Origin of the sequence: Peribacillus sp. NPDC060253 (assembly GCF_042727425.1) — a bacterium.
In the GTDB taxonomy this organism is placed as follows: Bacteria; Bacillota; Bacilli; order Bacillales; family DSM-1321; genus Peribacillus.
On sequence record NZ_JBHXAS010000108.1, the window covers coordinates 1 to 15,880 of the forward strand.

General features: G+C 36.1%; 15 protein-coding genes. 7 read left to right on the forward strand and 8 right to left on the reverse strand.

Going from position 1 to position 15,880, the window contains the following annotated elements; genetic code table 11:
• The first annotated feature begins 224 nt into the window (after nucleotides 1-224).
• The 3 genes from ACFWE9_RS21145 to ACFWE9_RS21155 all read left to right on the forward strand — a co-directional run bounded on the left by ACFWE9_RS21145 (nucleotide 225) and on the right by ACFWE9_RS21155 (nucleotide 5,059).
• A complete protein-coding gene (locus ACFWE9_RS21145) occupies nucleotides 225-1,181 on the forward strand; it encodes a patatin-like phospholipase family protein (RefSeq protein ID WP_230161809.1) in 957 nt (318 codons plus the stop codon).
• A 1,156-nt stretch (nucleotides 1,182-2,337) separates the two neighbouring features.
• Nucleotides 2,338-3,570 carry an MFS transporter gene (locus tag ACFWE9_RS21150; protein WP_377358625.1) on the forward strand — a complete coding sequence of 411 codons (1,233 nt, stop codon included), beginning with the start codon at nucleotides 2,338-2,340 and terminating at the stop codon, nucleotides 3,568-3,570.
• 67 nt (nucleotides 3,571-3,637) lie between these two features.
• Complete coding sequence (locus ACFWE9_RS21155) at nucleotides 3,638-5,059, forward strand: M20 family metallopeptidase (RefSeq protein WP_290370636.1); 1,422 nt, start codon at nucleotides 3,638-3,640, stop codon at nucleotides 5,057-5,059.
• 151 nt (nucleotides 5,060-5,210) lie between these two features.
• Here ACFWE9_RS21155 and ACFWE9_RS21160 read toward each other — a convergent pair whose 3' ends face one another.
• From ACFWE9_RS21160 to ACFWE9_RS21195, 8 genes are all read right to left on the reverse strand, one after another.
• Complete coding sequence (locus ACFWE9_RS21160) at nucleotides 5,211-6,503, reverse strand: helix-turn-helix domain-containing protein (protein ID WP_230161814.1); 1,293 nt, start codon at nucleotides 6,501-6,503, stop codon at nucleotides 5,211-5,213.
• 548 nt (nucleotides 6,504-7,051) lie between these two features.
• A complete protein-coding gene (locus tag ACFWE9_RS21165) occupies nucleotides 7,052-7,981 on the reverse strand; it encodes a VanW family protein (protein WP_377358629.1) in 930 nt (309 codons plus the stop codon).
• 60 nt (nucleotides 7,982-8,041) lie between these two features.
• Nucleotides 8,042-8,896, reverse strand: coding sequence for a hypothetical protein (locus ACFWE9_RS21170; RefSeq protein ID WP_377358631.1), 855 nt, complete (start codon nucleotides 8,894-8,896; stop codon nucleotides 8,042-8,044).
• Nucleotides 8,897-9,472: 576 nt separating this feature from the next.
• Nucleotides 9,473-9,604, reverse strand: a complete 132-nt coding sequence (locus ACFWE9_RS21175; RefSeq protein ID WP_230161820.1) for a DUF6254 family protein — start codon at nucleotides 9,602-9,604, stop codon at nucleotides 9,473-9,475.
• Nucleotides 9,605-9,718: 114 nt separating this feature from the next.
• Nucleotides 9,719-9,901, reverse strand: a complete 183-nt coding sequence (locus ACFWE9_RS21180; RefSeq protein ID WP_034310968.1) for a hypothetical protein — start codon at nucleotides 9,899-9,901, stop codon at nucleotides 9,719-9,721.
• 185 nt (nucleotides 9,902-10,086) lie between these two features.
• Nucleotides 10,087-10,209 carry a hypothetical protein gene (locus ACFWE9_RS21185; protein WP_290370637.1) on the reverse strand — a complete coding sequence of 41 codons (123 nt, stop codon included), beginning with the start codon at nucleotides 10,207-10,209 and terminating at the stop codon, nucleotides 10,087-10,089.
• Nucleotides 10,210-11,001: an aminoglycoside phosphotransferase family protein gene (locus ACFWE9_RS21190; RefSeq protein ID WP_377358633.1), complete on the reverse strand. Its 792-nt coding sequence runs from the start codon at nucleotides 10,999-11,001 to the stop codon at nucleotides 10,210-10,212.
• A gap of 344 nt (nucleotides 11,002-11,345) precedes the next feature.
• A complete protein-coding gene (locus tag ACFWE9_RS21195) occupies nucleotides 11,346-11,960 on the reverse strand; it encodes an undecaprenyl-diphosphatase (protein WP_230161824.1) in 615 nt (204 codons plus the stop codon).
• Between the two features lie 298 nt (nucleotides 11,961-12,258).
• Here ACFWE9_RS21195 and ACFWE9_RS21200 point away from each other — a divergent pair, with 298 nt between their 5' ends.
• Genes ACFWE9_RS21200 through ACFWE9_RS21215 form a run of 4 tightly spaced genes read left to right on the forward strand, consistent with a single transcriptional unit; the run spans nucleotide 12,259 to nucleotide 15,664 of the window.
• Complete coding sequence (locus ACFWE9_RS21200; RefSeq protein WP_230161826.1) at nucleotides 12,259-12,927, forward strand: GntR family transcriptional regulator; 669 nt, start codon at nucleotides 12,259-12,261, stop codon at nucleotides 12,925-12,927.
• Nucleotides 12,911-13,582: a DUF2848 family protein gene (locus ACFWE9_RS21205; RefSeq protein WP_230161828.1), complete on the forward strand. Its 672-nt coding sequence runs from the start codon at nucleotides 12,911-12,913 to the stop codon at nucleotides 13,580-13,582. The genes ACFWE9_RS21200 and ACFWE9_RS21205 overlap by 17 nt, the downstream gene beginning before the upstream one ends.
• 12 nt (nucleotides 13,583-13,594) lie before the next feature.
• The gene (locus ACFWE9_RS21210; protein ID WP_230161830.1) at nucleotides 13,595-14,851 is read left to right on the forward strand and encodes an MFS transporter; all 1,257 of its coding nucleotides are present in this window, start codon (nucleotides 13,595-13,597) and stop codon (nucleotides 14,849-14,851) included.
• A 24-nt stretch (nucleotides 14,852-14,875) separates the two neighbouring features.
• Nucleotides 14,876-15,664, forward strand: coding sequence for a carbon-nitrogen family hydrolase (locus tag ACFWE9_RS21215; protein ID WP_230161832.1), 789 nt, complete (start codon nucleotides 14,876-14,878; stop codon nucleotides 15,662-15,664).
• Nucleotides 15,665-15,880 lie beyond the last annotated feature (216 nt).

Sequence of the window (15,880 nt, forward strand, 5' to 3'; positions counted from 1 at the left end):
GTAAAATTAAAAGGCATGAGCCCGGTAGATTACCGGATTCATGCCCTCAAGGCTGCCTAATTAAATAAAGTGTCTAACTTTTTGGGTTCACTTCATATTGGGTGCTTTTTTTGATTTGTTTAATGGGGGATTGAAAAAGAGGTATTCCTTACCCATACTACAGACACGAAATAAAACATATACTGAATGATACTTGTGATCAGATAAGAAAGGAGAAATCTGCTTTGACAAAATATCGGATCTTATCCTTTGATGGCGGCGGCACCTTAGGCGCTTTAAGTTTACAACTTTTGAATAGACTGGCTCGGCAAAACCCCAAATTAATTAGTCGAACCAATGTTTTTTCGGGAAATTCAATCGGTTCATTCACTGCCCTTGCGTTAGCAAGTGGAAGATCGCCGAAGGAGACACTCCGGTTTTTTAAGGATAAAATACTGCCGGCATTCAGCGTTTCCCGACCAGGTGGACCTGTTTTTAATCAACAATTACCATACTCTGGTTTCATTAAAGCGGTACAAACATTTTTTCCGCCAGATCTTCTCCTCAAAGACTTAAAAAGAAGAATTGTTGTCCCTGCATTTCATTTATTCTCACCGGAGCTGAATCGTTGGACTCCTGTGTTATTCCACAACTTTCCTGGCTCTCCCTATTTAAATGAGAAAGCGAGTGATGTAATACTACGGAGCAGTGGTGCTCCTGCGACGCAACGAGCTTATCAAAACTACGTGGACGGGTATACAGTAGCAACTAACCCCAGTACTGCCAGTATCGCGTTTGCAGTGGGGAAAGCCAAACAGCCATTGGATCAAATTGCGGTATTATCCATCGGAACAGGTGAAGAGGCGACTCGACTAAGAAGAGATACGACGGGTTGGGGAATGGTGAGTGCAGATAACATACGCCCCGAAAATATGAAGAACCTTCCCCCAAATTGGGGAGTTCTTTTAGACCGATCGCCCAATGAACCCTTACTGCCATTTCTCCAGATTGTCGCAAGTGGATCCGGTTTCTATGAATCCATGGTCAGTTCTCAGCTTCTAGGAAATCGTTTTTTTCGGCTAAATCCACGCATCCCTAATTTCTCCAAAACGGACCCTTCTGTGGTCCCCGCCCTCATTTCAATTGCTAACAAAACAAATTTGCAACCTGCCGTTCAATTTATAGAGAAAAACTGGAATTAATAAAATTATCCTATAAAAAAACAGCCAGAACCTGGCTGTTTTTATTTATTCCGTTCTTCTTCAACTATATTGCCCCTTTAGTTTATTAAGAAAAACCGAAATCAGATAGCTGGGGCAGAGGTAAAAGAGATACAAGAAAGATTAGACATACCCGAGGACAAAAAAAAAGCCCTTCTTGTTGTGGGTGGGCTCTAGTTAAACTGTTTCATCTTCCTTCATTTCGATAACAAATTTAGATGTAATCATTTAATAAATGTATCTTACCGAAAGCCATTGACTTATGCCACCACTCGTTAGGTATAAATTGGAATAAGTATAGGTACAGTGTCGATGTTGAGAAGTCTTTCTAACAAATATAATTTAGAGCAATCGCTTAACTTTAAACGCATTGCTTGATGCTAGTGGGTTCTTGATTGTTCACATACATCGGTATGTGAACGACCATGTTTGTATGGGAGCTTAAACAAATTATCCATAACAGCAGTAACACAATCTTCACAATAATAATTGACGAAATCTCTCCCTTGTTCAAAAAGCGGTGTCATGGTATCTATGTCAGCCCATTTAAAACAGTACATACACATTTGCCTCATGATATATCACTCCTTTTTTTATGCTGGGAAATAATCAAAAGAAGAATATGTGCTACTTGTCGACATTATTCATGACACGAAACTCTTTCGTAAAGAACCCTACAACCTAAAAAATTATGGTAGAAAGGGCTAGGGAATAAACTGATATCCATATATATACCACTTATCCTGAGTATTAAACCTCCCCCAAAAACATTATTCGAATTAATAAACTAGATTAATGATAGTAGTCCACAACTCATTTTACCTGCTCAAATATATTCAGATATTAGCTGTTTTCTCCTGTTCTCCATACTCTAATCCTTCTATCCATAGGTTAACTAATTGGACACCCTTGATTAATTCATATTTATCATCGGGTCATTTACGTTTTTGCTACATTATCTTTGAACCTCTAAAACAGGTCAAAGAAATATTAAATAAATTAGTAATTTGTTTATTGCGAAACGTTAGGAATGAATATATAATTACGGACAAGACCTTTATTATCCGTAAATAAAACGGAGGTAGAATTTGGCTTATTACCAACTCAATTATCTCAATATTAAGAAAAGGGGGCCATCATGGAGAATGTACAGATGAGCAATGGTAAACGTAATTTCATTTTTTCGTTGCTATTTCTTGGATGGATTGTTGATTCATTAACGTTGTTTGGTATGAATGTAGCCATCATACCTATTAGTAAAGAATTGCACTTATCGCAAACGCAGAGTGGTATGGTAATTAGTAGCTTCTGGTTAAGTAGTGCGTGTATGACTCTTATTGCAGGGTGGTTTGCAGACAAGTTTGGTTCGAGAAAAGTTATTGTAATAGCAGTATTCATCATATCTCTATTTTCATTGTTAACGGGTATGGTTGGGTCATTTGTAGCGATTTTAGCCATTCGATTGATTCTTGGATTAGGTGATGGGGGATTGCCCACCGGGAGCAGTGTTGCTATTACGGAAATTTACAAAAGAAAAGTTCGGGCAAGAGTCAAGTCAATGTTACTTGCTGCTCAGTTAATTGGTGGGGTGCTCGCTTTATATATTTCTGGTTTAATCGCAGATACTTGGGGCTGGCGAGCCATGTTTTACCTTATTGGTGGCGTCGGTCTTGTCGTAACACTATTATTATTTAAATATTACCATCCACCGAAGGTTGTTAAAACAACACAAGATGGTAAAATCCAGCCAAAAATCCCGATGAAAGACTTATATAAAAGTAAGCTACTATGGGTCCTTGTCATTATGTACTTTTGTTCAAGTATTGTGCATTGGGGCTTCTCATCATGGCTACCGTCTTATTTGGAGCAAACCCGTGGTTTAAATTTAAAGACAGTTGGCTCTCTTGCTATGATTCCACAAGCATTTGGATTGTTATCTGCTATTTTAACAGGATATTTAATTGATAAATCGTTGGCAGGTAAAGAAAAGTTCATCGTATTAATTGGTGCAGTTATATCAGGCATTTTTTTATTCTTAATGTTTAAGGCACCTTCTATTCAATTAGCCATTATCTATCAAAGTATTTTCTCTTTCGGAGATTCAGCGATTGCTATGGCGATTATATCTATTCCGCTTAAATACGTATCGCAAAATGTAATTGGATCCTTTATGGGAACGATGTATTTTACTGGAGGATTGGCAGGATTTATTGCTCCAACAGCGATGGGCATACTTATAGATGCATTTGAAGGATCGTTCCAAGCGGCGTTCATCTTCCTGATAGGCGCATTAGTTCTAGTATCAATTTGTGCGATATTGTTTAAATTACCGAAACATAATACCAGCATTTATGAAAGCGCTTCACTATAAGTAAAAGCATAAGTCCTATTAATTGTAAAAAAATCTCATATTATAATGCTATCTAGGGGTGAAAGAAATGGATTATCGCAATCGATTATCAGAGATAATAGAAGAAAAGCGTGAAAAGCTTATTCAAGTGAGTGATAAAATCTGGAGTTATGCGGAAACAGGCTTCGAAGAGTTTAAATCAGCAGAATTATTATGTCAAACGTTAGAAGAAGAAGGATTCTCTGTTGAAAAAGGTGTGGGAAATATCGAAACTGCTTTTATTGGCAGTTTCGGAAGCGGAAAACCAATTATAGGCTTTTTAGGAGAATTTGATGCCCTTTCAGGGTTAAGTCAGGCTGGTGGTGTTCCACATTTCAATCCTGATAAAATTGGCGGTAATGGACATGGGTGTGGCCATAACTTACTAGGAACAGGTGCACTAGCTTCAGCCTTAGCACTCCGTTATTATATGGAAGAAAACAACATTAAAGGTACAGTTCGTTACTACGGTTGCCCTGGAGAGGAAATTGGTGGCGGTAAGACGTTCATGGTAAGAGAAGGATTGTTCGATGATGTAGACTTTGCATTATGTTGGCATCCTGGAACACGCAATAACGTTATGTCGATGGCATCCCTCGCTTGTTACGAAGTTTACTTCAAGTTCAAAGGGAAGAGTGCCCATGCAGCAGGCAGTCCGCATTTAGGAAGAAGTGCCCTTGATGCAGTTGAACTCATGAACGTTGGCGTGAACTATTTACGTGAACATATTATTCCCGAAGCAAGAGTACACTATGCGATTACGAATACTGGTGGTTTTTCACCAAATGTCGTCCAAGCAGATGCAGAAGTCTTATATTTTGTAAGAGCTCCTCGCGTCTCACAAACAGAAGAAGTTTACCAACGTGTTTGTGCTATTGCCAAAGGTGCAGCTCTAATGACTGGAACAGAAGTGGAAATAGATTTTGCATCAGCTCTCTCTAACGTAATACCGAATACAACATTAGAAAAAATTATGTATGATAACTTCGTTGCATTAGGTGTGCCTAAACATGATGAAGATGATCTCCAATTTGCAAGAACTATTCGTGAATCGCTTTCAGAAGCTGACAAAAAGTTAGAAGTGCAAATGAATAAAGAATTAGCTGGAAAGGCCTTATCGGATGTCATTGACTCATTTATATCTGCAAATGGATCAATGACAGGTTCTACAGATGTTGGGGATGTAAGCTGGATCGTTCCAACAGTACAATGTATGACAGTTTGTGAAGCACTAGGGACACCATTCCATACATGGCAATTCGTTGCAACTGGAACAACTTCTATCGCTCATAAAGGCATGCTTCACGCCGGAAAAGTGATGGCGGCAACAGCAGTAGAAGTACTCAATCGCCCTGAGATAATTGAAAAGGCAAAAGCAGAGTTAGTTGAGCTTCGTGATGGTGAAGAATACGTTTCACCATTACCAGCCGAAGTTAAGAAATATAAAGTACGTATTTTACAAAACACATAATGCAGGAGAATGGAGAGCACAAGTAGTAATGTGCTCTTCTTTCGGGTGATATAAACCCTCCTTGCCACGCAGACTATCATCTGGACAAAAAATACAAACTGGAGATTGCTATGTTTATTTTTTTCTCGCTTTTTGTAATCTGTTAACTGAGTTAAAAATGTGAAATCTTATATATCTTTCGTGGTCGTCCTCGTGTGTGCGGCTTCTCCTCGGCAACAACCTGCGCATACCCTTTCTCCTCAAGTACTGTTAAAATTCTACGGGCACTCCTTGGAGTAATCTGCATATAGTTTGCAAGCTCATTTGCATTAAGTTCATCACTTGATAATTTCTTTAGAGAAGATTTCAGTTTATTTAATGTTATAACACTAAGTGATGTTTGTTGACTTATCGATTCTAATTGTTCTGATATATAGGAATACGTAAGTTGCTCCGGCTTTCCTAACGGACCTGCTATCTTTTTATCATCAAAACAAACCATCCATGAGCCTTTTCCACATTCTTTCGCGTGTAATAAGGCGTTTCCTGCATTAATTTCAGCATCATATACAGTCTGTCCTATCCCAATTCCACAAGTAACTGCTTCTTTACTGGCCTGATCAAAATCATCGATATCTGGTATCTGACTGAAATTCCCCGTTATATCCTGTAAGAGTCCTCTGGTGGTAAAAATAACATAGCGTCCAAATCCTGAAGGTTTAATCGAACCATGTACTTTTTTTGTATAGGAGAGCAACTTTTCCATATACTTAATCTCGATTCTAAAAATCTCATCAGTAGAAAATGTATCCTTAATCAGTCCAACAAAAGAATCAATTTCAATGATCTGTACCGCAATCTGGGTAGCCTTAAAATGTAACATTTCATAAGTGCGAAGTATATTGGTAACCACTGCCTCAACGGCCATTGATGATGGAAGAGTTCGATAAGCAGGAACTCCAAGGCGTAGAAGTTCATGGTGGATAGGGTGGCCAGTGATTGCAGCTTTGGTTTGACCACTTTTCCAAAGGTCAAAATGATATTGCACTAATCCTTCTAAAGAAATCATTTCCGATTCTACAAATCTTGGCTTACGTTTTATCCCTGCCTCCTGTAAGGCTTGTTCCCACGTAGAGACATCGCTTGAATCAAAACTGATTTCATCAACCTCGATTTTTTGTTCATATAATACTTGCAAAACCGTTTTGTACAGAGTAGAACCTGTATATTTCACGTAAAATACAGGGGCTTCAATCCGTTTCCAGTCCTGTACTATTTTATAAGTGATCGGACCTGAACAAAGCCACATATCGACTTCTTCTAAAATAGGAGATACCTTCTTATTTAAGTCCTCTTCTGATAGACACTCAATGGGTATACAAATGATTTCCGGATATTTAATGATAACGGACTGGATAATTTCAAAGGAGTCTGCTACACCTAACAGCCCTAGACGAATTTTCAAGAATGCCCCTCCTCTTTTAACCCCTAAGTTGCTTTATAAACTCAATTTCCATTCTAATCTAATTATATCAAAAGTATATAGCAGAAAAACCTCTTTTAAGGCTTCACCTTATCTATCCGTACTAACCCTATTCATCCGTGCAGGTAAATTAAAATAAGTAAAGCTAATTAAGCCTCACCCATCCATATAAAAAAACAACTAAACCAAGGTTTAAATAGGCTTGGTTTAGTTGTTTTACTTAATGATGAATCAACTATATATAAACAAAATTAGAATTGGACAGGTTCTTGGAATCCCAAAACACAACATTGAAATCCCCCCCAGTTTTGTATATTAAAAAGATATCTCGTTCATTGAAACCTTTTCCCATATGGCTTGAGTTGTTGTCCCTTCATTTTGATCTTTGCTACTAACTCTTATGTATCCGAATTTATGAACATCATTTCTTTTCCTTCTACCTTTTCAAAACGTTCGTAAAATACTTTGAAATATTACCGAACGATAAAATTAAGTGGATTTTATCAAAACATCTTTTAGAATATTGGTGTCTAGCTCCCACGGACAGAACGTGCTTGCACCAAAATTTCTTTTGAAATCTGATTTGAAGCGTTAGGAACTTTTCGGTTCTCATAATTAATCATATCTGAAGAATAAACCATGATACTCACAACTCCTCCTTGTGTTCTAGCTCGGATAAGGATAGGTTGATTGTACTTGTTTTTAAAGCTAAAATCAGGACCATTCCAGCTTACTGTAGCATCTCGGCCAGATGGAACATAAGGAACGCTCCTAGTATGGGAATAGCGTTGAATAGTTTGCAACCCTGCATTGTCGATAGCGTTAAACAGGGTGGATGACACCTGACAGATCCCTCCACCAATCCCTTCAGAAAACTCTCCTTCAACAATAACCCGAGCGAGCATATATCCTTTGTCTCCTGTTCTCCTGCCAACGGCCTGGTTAAAAGAAAACGTCTCTCCTGGAAAAACGACGTAATTATTAATCGCTTTTGTAGCAAGGGATATATTATTTGAACGATTTTTATTGCTCTCATTAAAATAGGTTCTATATTCACCTATTTTTTTCACACGAATCTGAGCAAGCAATTCGATGTCAACTTTTGGATAAATAGCAAGCAAAGGTACTTCTACTTTGTTTGCTTTATTACTATACAAAAAGGAATAAAAATGCTCATCAAACGCCTGATGGTAAAGCTTATAACCTACCCGCCCATGAAGAATATTACCATGTTTATCGATAGTTGCATTTACAGGTTTTTGGTACACTTGTCGGTCAAGTTTTTCGATAAACTGATTGTATTTATCCAAGTCCATCATAGGAACATTTAGTAAGGGTATAGTAACATCAGCACGGTTGACACTGGCAATGGTTTGTCCATGTTGAGTTACAGATAAGCTTTCAGAGATATTCACTTGTTGAACGAATAGTAAAATTCCGGCAATCCATGTTAATCTCAATTGAATGCCCCCCACCCTAAGTTGGATTTATCATTTCATGTATACCTTTCTTCATAAATCCTATTTTAAGGCTTCATAGAGCGCATCTTGATCAATGAACCAACCATCAGTCAAACTTTCCCTTCGGATCATAAAATGCATAACCTTTATTTCTTTGCCTTCTCTCTTCTTATAAATTGCTACTTGAACGGGTACATCCACTAGAAATACCCCATTTAGCTGTTCAGGCGGTTGTCTTAAAGGGTCAACTACTCCAAAATATGAAATATCTTTAACAAGTTTATTAACACGATTAGGATGACTCGGATTTGATAAGGTCATCGCTAATAATTTCTGGTTTTCTTGATTAATGGCAATGGTAAAGATACGTATAAGTTCATAGGGACTTACCGTTTGTATATAATCATCAAGCTTACCAGCCGCTTTCAATACCATTAATTTATGAGAAAGATCTTCGTTTTTCAAACGATGCGTAATGCTTCCAGAGAAATGAACACAGAAATGACCTGAAAAACCATTTTGAAGAGCACCAGCCCCATGTGGCATTCCGTGCATAGATGCAGCAATCATTTGATTATTGAGTAATACAATAATGGCTCTTCTATTCCAACTCCATTTATTATTATAAATTTTCTTCATGATCTGAGTATCTTCTTTGGTTAGTGGCTGTACATCCGCATGATGACTACCTGCTCTTCGTTGTACCTTAAATGATAAACCAGTTTCAATATCAATAATGGTGAAATTTGTTTTATTAGGAATAATGTTGTTTACAATCTCCCAAGGTAACATCTCAATTTTAAAGCTTATGGGTGCTTCTTCATCTTCCCATTCAATTGCATAGACCGAGTGATCGACCATTAAGACAATAATAAAAATAGCGATAAATACTTGATAACATTTATTTTTTTTCATTTGATCTCTCCTGCATTTTTTCTTATTATTTCAGGACATAATCAGATGAATACATTTGAATATTTGGAAATTCTTCAAATTAAACTCCTCCCTGTTCATTTAATGTTCTAAACACGGGATTTGAGGGAACCAGTATAAGGCTTAAAAAGACCTTAATTGGTTGGGCTCTTTTAATTTAATCCAAGCATAATCTGAATTTTTATATGGATTCTGCCCGATAGTTCCATAAAAAAAACTGCCTTAAAGACAGTCCCGATCTTAAGCTAACGCACCTTATCTTTTGGGGTTCATATATTCTGAAGTCTCAATTCCCCAATCACTGGATACCTCATAAACGTAGAGTAGTAAACTGATATTTCTTTACATTTAGCAAGTCAAACTCACCGGCAAAACAACCGCCATTTAAAAAATTCATGCGAATATTCATCATCATTAATCGCCATTTCTGTATCAATAATTATCACTCCCGATAATTATGACCTTTTAGGTAACGACAAAGAGAGGGTACCCCAAGGGAGTACCTCACAATTTGTGGGGCTCTGACCCTTTGGAATAGCCTCTCATTCTTAAACAGTTTTACTTAGTTTCAGAATCATTTTTGCCCATATCTTCAGCTAATTGTTCAAATGATCTGACCTTACCATGTGGATTCTGCGATTGTTTACGATCTTTCCATTGGCGTTCTTGTTGTTGCTTAGATTGAGTCATCTAAATAAGCTCCTTTACATAAAGTTCAGTAAACAGTTTGAAGCATGATAAGCCTCCACCCTTTGTACTCGGTGCAGGCATCACTTATCATGAGTCGAGTCTGGCAAGTATTAATTAATGCATGCCTTTCCACTCACCTTGATTTTTAGATGCTTTTTCTTTTTTTGCTTTATTTTTATGTGCTTGATTAGCGTTTGCACTGCCGAATTCTTTAGAGAATTCTGAATCAGTTTTGCTTGAATCAAATCCTTGTTTGTTCTTTTGGTCTGCATCATTTTTCTTTGTTCGTTTTGCCATGAATACCCCTCCTTCTTATCTTTAGTATGAGATCAGAAAGAAGAAATATACCCCGAATTAAAACCGATAGTAACAAGAATCTGTCATGTAATTCGGGTAAAAAACAAAGTGAATAATAAGTTCCAGTTCGGTTATTTTATAAGGTATACCTACAATGCTGCCGTTTTTACATAAGATGTTTGAAATTAACTTAACGCCAGAATTTCTTGACTTGGATTTCTACGAAACAATGGATACCCTAATGCACGAGATGGTTCACTTGTATAATCGGATCCATGATGTTCAAGACGTTCAACAAAAACCCACACTTAAATCCACCCTTTTCCATTTTCACGAATGAATTTAATATCGTTTTGATAATGTTCAAGATGCCCTTCATCTATCATCATTTGAAAAGCAATGTCACCTTCACTGGCTTTTCTTGTAATTGTTTTACATAAACCTTCCAATTGTAGCAATACCATTTCCAAATAATCTTCTTCTATCCCCTCACCGTAAGATTCAAAAAACAATCTAACTCTTTGTTTAATACGGTTAGCGTGCTGTAATGAATCATAATAAACTTTCTCACCTGTTTCAGAAAAATAAAATCTACTTAAGGGGACAATAGTATAAAGAGTATAAGCCATGTCCCAAAGTTTTGGACCAGGTCCAGCAACATCGAAATCAATAATACCTATTGGGCTTTCATGTTTAAAAATAATGTTGTATATCGCAAAATCATTATGGCATACTACCTCAAATTGCTGGGGGGTGTTATCTATCGATTGCCAGCTATCATCAAATGAAAAATCACTCACTGAATCATGATACAGACGGAGCATTTTCGCTACTTTTATTAAGACATCATCAGACCACATGTATTCTTTTAAAGGATGATTACCAGCTTTTCCTTCAATAAATGATAATATCTCTCTTCCTTTTTCATCAATACCTAAAAACTTTGGGGCATAACTGAAACCTTTGTTCTCCAAATGCTTTAATAGCTTATGAATTTTAGGACTATCTGGCTTTAATTCTCGTCGTACAGTATCTCCCGAACGATAAACCCTAGAGACATTCCCTCCTGTTAGCATTTCTTCGTTTTCATGGTTTGACATCTGAATATCCCTCCTTAATATGACTTTCTATAAGCCGTAAAATAAATCCTGTTTGTTAAACTACCCTGCCCCTTTAGTTCCATACAAAAAAGGTTGCCGCAGCAACCCTTTTGTTAAACTATCGACCTTTTAGATGAAGAATGGTTAATTAAAACATAATGTTTAATAATTCTTTCATTTCAAGAACATCAGAATGTTTTTCTTTTGATAAATACATCATTTTATGTCCTGCTCCATTTGCTTCGTTCCGTTCGGTTCTTGAAACAAGACTTAAAACAACAAGTGCAAGTGAAGTAATGATCGATTTGGTCTGCTAATTTGGCAGTATATTAAGTAACTCTTTTTTAAAATTCCTTTGACTTACCTTTCTTATGTTTGGAAAGGGCAGATAAAATGGATTGTTCTCCCTTCTCTCGATTCCCCAAAAATTTCTTGGTCAGTCTTAAACTAGGAACAATTTTGTAAACGATCATGGCTGAAACGATACTGATGATGGCTCCAACAAGAACATCTGCTGGATAATGGACACCTACCCAAATTCGCGAAATCCCTACAAGGACTGCCAAAATTACCCATAAAAATCCCCAACCCCTTTTGAACAACCAGAAGGTTATACAAATTGAAAAAAATATGATCGTATGGTCGCTTGGAAAGGAATTATTGACTGCTTTTTCAACTAACTTATTAACGTTTGGCAACTCAGCAAATGGTTGATAATTCGAGTGGACTTGCCCTACTATTTTCGCGAATATTTCTGAGATAACTAATGTAATAGATGCACAGATTACCATGATTCTATTTTTATTTCTTCGAGAAAACAAAAACATCAGGACTGCCAATACTAAGAAAAAAATCATGTATTCGGCGATAAATACAAAGAAAGGATTTAAATCGGGGTATTGTTTACCTAGATTATTAATCATTCTAAACAATTTACTATTCATTTCGGACAAAGCCATTGAAAAATTCCTCCTGATTGAATTTTCACTTTAACCTTTATTAAACTCCATTATGTATATAAGTTGAACTTCAATTAAACCTATATTTTACATCTTTCAGACAGAAAGTCCATCATCAACTTTCGATATAACGTATGCACCTTTAGATACGCCTTCGTATGTTTTCTCTTTTGTCCCTTCAAGCGTTGGTACGTTTTGACGATTCAACACAAGGCGCTTTAGAAATCTGTTTATTTTAAATTGACTGAATTTTCAGCTTGTGATACAGTTGGTATACCACATACCAATAGGAGGAAAAATGAAAAAAATAGATACAGTTATGCCGTTAAGAGATATAGCTTTTGAAGCAATAAAGAAATCAATCTTGAATTATGAACTACTACCTGGTCAAGCAATCTATGAGAGAGATCTAAGTGAAAAATTAGGTGTAAGTAGGACTCCTGTCAGAGAATCTCTATCGTTGTTAGAAAGAGAAAAATGGATAATTTCAAAACCACGGGTTGGTACATTTATTAATGAAATAACAGAGGAAAATGTAATGGAAGTCATGGAAATTCGAATGATTATTGACCGATTCTCATTAGAAAAAATGTGTGGAAATATTACTCTAGAACAAATAAAAGTATTAGAAGGTTACATTGAGGAGCAAGAAAAAAATAAAACAGATCACCAAAGATTTATTGAATTAGATAAAGAGTTCCATTCTGAAATTGTATTATTAACCAAAAATCAGCGATTAGAAAAATGGTTTGAGGAAATTGGGGATCAAATTAGATGGTTTGGGTTAAAAGCAATAACTGAGAAGTCGCGTATCGAGGAAACAATATCTGAACATAAAGCAATTGTGCAAGGTTTAAAATCACAAGATATTAATCAACTTCTGGTAGCATCAAATAACCATGTGGAAAATACCAAAAATGAAATTATTAATCAATTGAGGAGGAATTCAAATGAGAAAAGTAATTAATTTACATCTTTCTAATGGAGAGGTTAAAAAACATGAAATTGATATTAATAAAGTAATCGTTGTTGGATATGGGGGACGAAATAAAGAAAAAATTCAAGAACACATAGATGAATTAAAAGAATTAGGAATTGCACCTCCACCTAATGTACCAATGATATATCCACAAAAAGTAGAACAATTAAATTTTTCCAACGAATGTAATGGAAGCAAATTTTCTTCAGGGGAAACAGAGTATGTGTTATTCCATGACGGAAAAGAATGGTTGGTTACCCTTGGCAGCGATCATACTGATCGAGAATTAGAAAAAGAAGATATTTTAAAGTCTAAATCAATATGTGATAAACCTCTTGCAACTGATTTTTGGAGATTAACAGATTTAAAAGAAGACTGGGATACTATTATTTTACGATCTTATGTTACTTCAAATGGAGAAAAATGTTTATATCAAGAAGACACTTTAGAAGCACTCTTGGAGGTTGATGTTTTATTAGAAAAGCTGGATAAGTTGGGGGAAAAGGATTTAAAACATACTGTTATTTTCTCAGGTACTGTTCCTACAAAAAATGGTTTTATTTTTGGTGATAAATTTGAATATGAAATTGAACACCCCAAGTTAAACAGAAAAATTAAACATCATTATTCCATTGTTTATTAAGGGGGGATTGTTTTGAAAAAGAAACCTACAAAAGTTAGATGGGGACTAGCATTCTTTTTCTTTATAATAGGTGTAATCGCTTACATGGACAGATCAAATATTTCAATAATAGCAAAGCCAATGATGGATGATTTAGGCTTAGATAAAGTTCAGTTTGGCATGCTTGCTTCATTATTCTCATTAGGTTATGCGTTAGTTCAAATTCCAGCAGGACTTTTGGCAGAAAAGTTTGGTCCAAGAAAAATGATCACTTTTGCTTTAGTATGGTGGTCAGTATTTACGGGTTTGACGGGTATAGTTAAATCTCACGGTCTATTGTTTATGGTGAGATTCTTATTTGGGATAGGTGAAGGACCGATGTTTCCAGCTAACGCCGTATTTAATACAAACTGGTTTAGAAGAGATGAAAAGGCCAGAGCATCTAGTGCTTTATTGGCCGGTTCATATTTTGGACCAGTTATTGCCCCTATCGTTACGGTTTATATCTATCAATATTTTGGTTGGCAAGCTGTATTTTATATTTTTGGATTAATAGGAATAATCATTGCGGGTGTATGGTATGTTATAGCCCGAGACTATCCAGAAATACATAAATTAGTGAATGAACAAGAAAAAAAATATATACTTGAAGACAGGGAAATTATTGATACCGCTAAAGTTAGAGCCCCATGGAATACTTTTCTGAAAAGCTATAGATTTTGGGCGTTAGGAGTACAATATTTTGTTGTTTTATATATTATTACTTTCTTTTTAGTTTGGTTACCTACCTATTTACTGGAAGATAGAGGGTTCTCATTAAGTAAAATGGGATTTGCTGCAAGCTTACCTTGGTTAGCAATACTGATAACTGTAATGACTGGTGGTATCCTTTCTGACTACTTAGTACGTAAAGGTTTTTCAAAGCAAATATCAAGATCCTCTTTAGCTATATCAGGTTTAATAGTATTTATTATATCAATGTACCTTGCTGTTATGACAACATCACCTTATATGAATGTTTTATGGTTATCATTATGCTTGGGTTCACTAGGATTCACAGTAGTGTGTTCATGGGCTTCTGCTACAGACCTTGGAAGAAACTTTTCAGGTTCGGTTTCAGGTTGGATGAACTTGTGGGGAAATCTAGGCGCGTTTGTATCACCGTTATTATGTGGGTGGTTAGCAGAAAACTTTGGGTGGAATATCACATTAGGAGTAACTGTAATCCCTGTGTTTATTGCAGCTATTTTATGGTTGTTTGTGAAACCTGATACTTCATTACTAAACTAAATATAATTAAGAGGAGTGACAAATGTGAATTATTTAGTATTTCAAATGGATTTAGTAGTTGGTAATCCTGAAGAGAATAGGAAAATCATTGAACGCTGGTTAGAAGGTAACTATAGTGATGATGTGGATGTAGTAGTACTTCCTGAAATGTGGTCTACGGGCTATGCGTTGGAGGAATTGGAGGAAATTTGTAAAGCGGATGGCAATCAATCCATTGAATTTTTACAATTACTAGCTAAGAAGTTTAATGTTAACTTGGTGGGTGGCTCAATTGCCATATTAGAAGGTAAAGATATCTTTAATCGTGCGGTTATTGTAAATCGAATGGGTGAGATTGTTCATAAATATGACAAGATGCACCTTGTTCCGATGTTAGATGAGCCCAAGTTTTTAACGGGCGGTCATAATCAAGTGGAAGTGTTCGAACTTGAAGGTGTGAAAATGGGAATTATTATTTGTTACGATTTACGATTCCCTGAAATTATTCGTGACTTAGCATTACAAGGTATTCAAGTGTTACATATCGTTGCGGAGTGGCCACTGGCAAGGAAAACACATTGGAATACGTTACTTCGTGCACGCGCAATTGAGAACCAAATGTATGTTGTTGCATCAAATGTAACGGGTACAAAATTAGGAGTGGAATTCGCAGGTTGCTCACAAATTATAGATCCATGGGGAGACATTATTCAAAAATTAGATCAAGAAGTTGGTGAATTAAAGGCAACTTTAGATTTAGAGAAAGTACTCCAAATAAGAAAAGATGTTCCTATATTCGATTCCAGAGTACCAGGAAAATATAGAAAGTTATAAAGTAGGAGCTACTCCAGAGATATCAATCTTTAGGAGTAGCTTTTTCAGGTGTAATTCAACAAAGCGTATATTTAATCGGAAATTCAGATAAGTATATAACTAATCGTCGCTGCTCTTTAAAGAACTAAACCAGCTAATAGGATGTCAATATCTTTCTCTGAAATTTTCATTTCCCTTATGATATACTATTTTTGTTCATGACAAATAGCCCTCCAA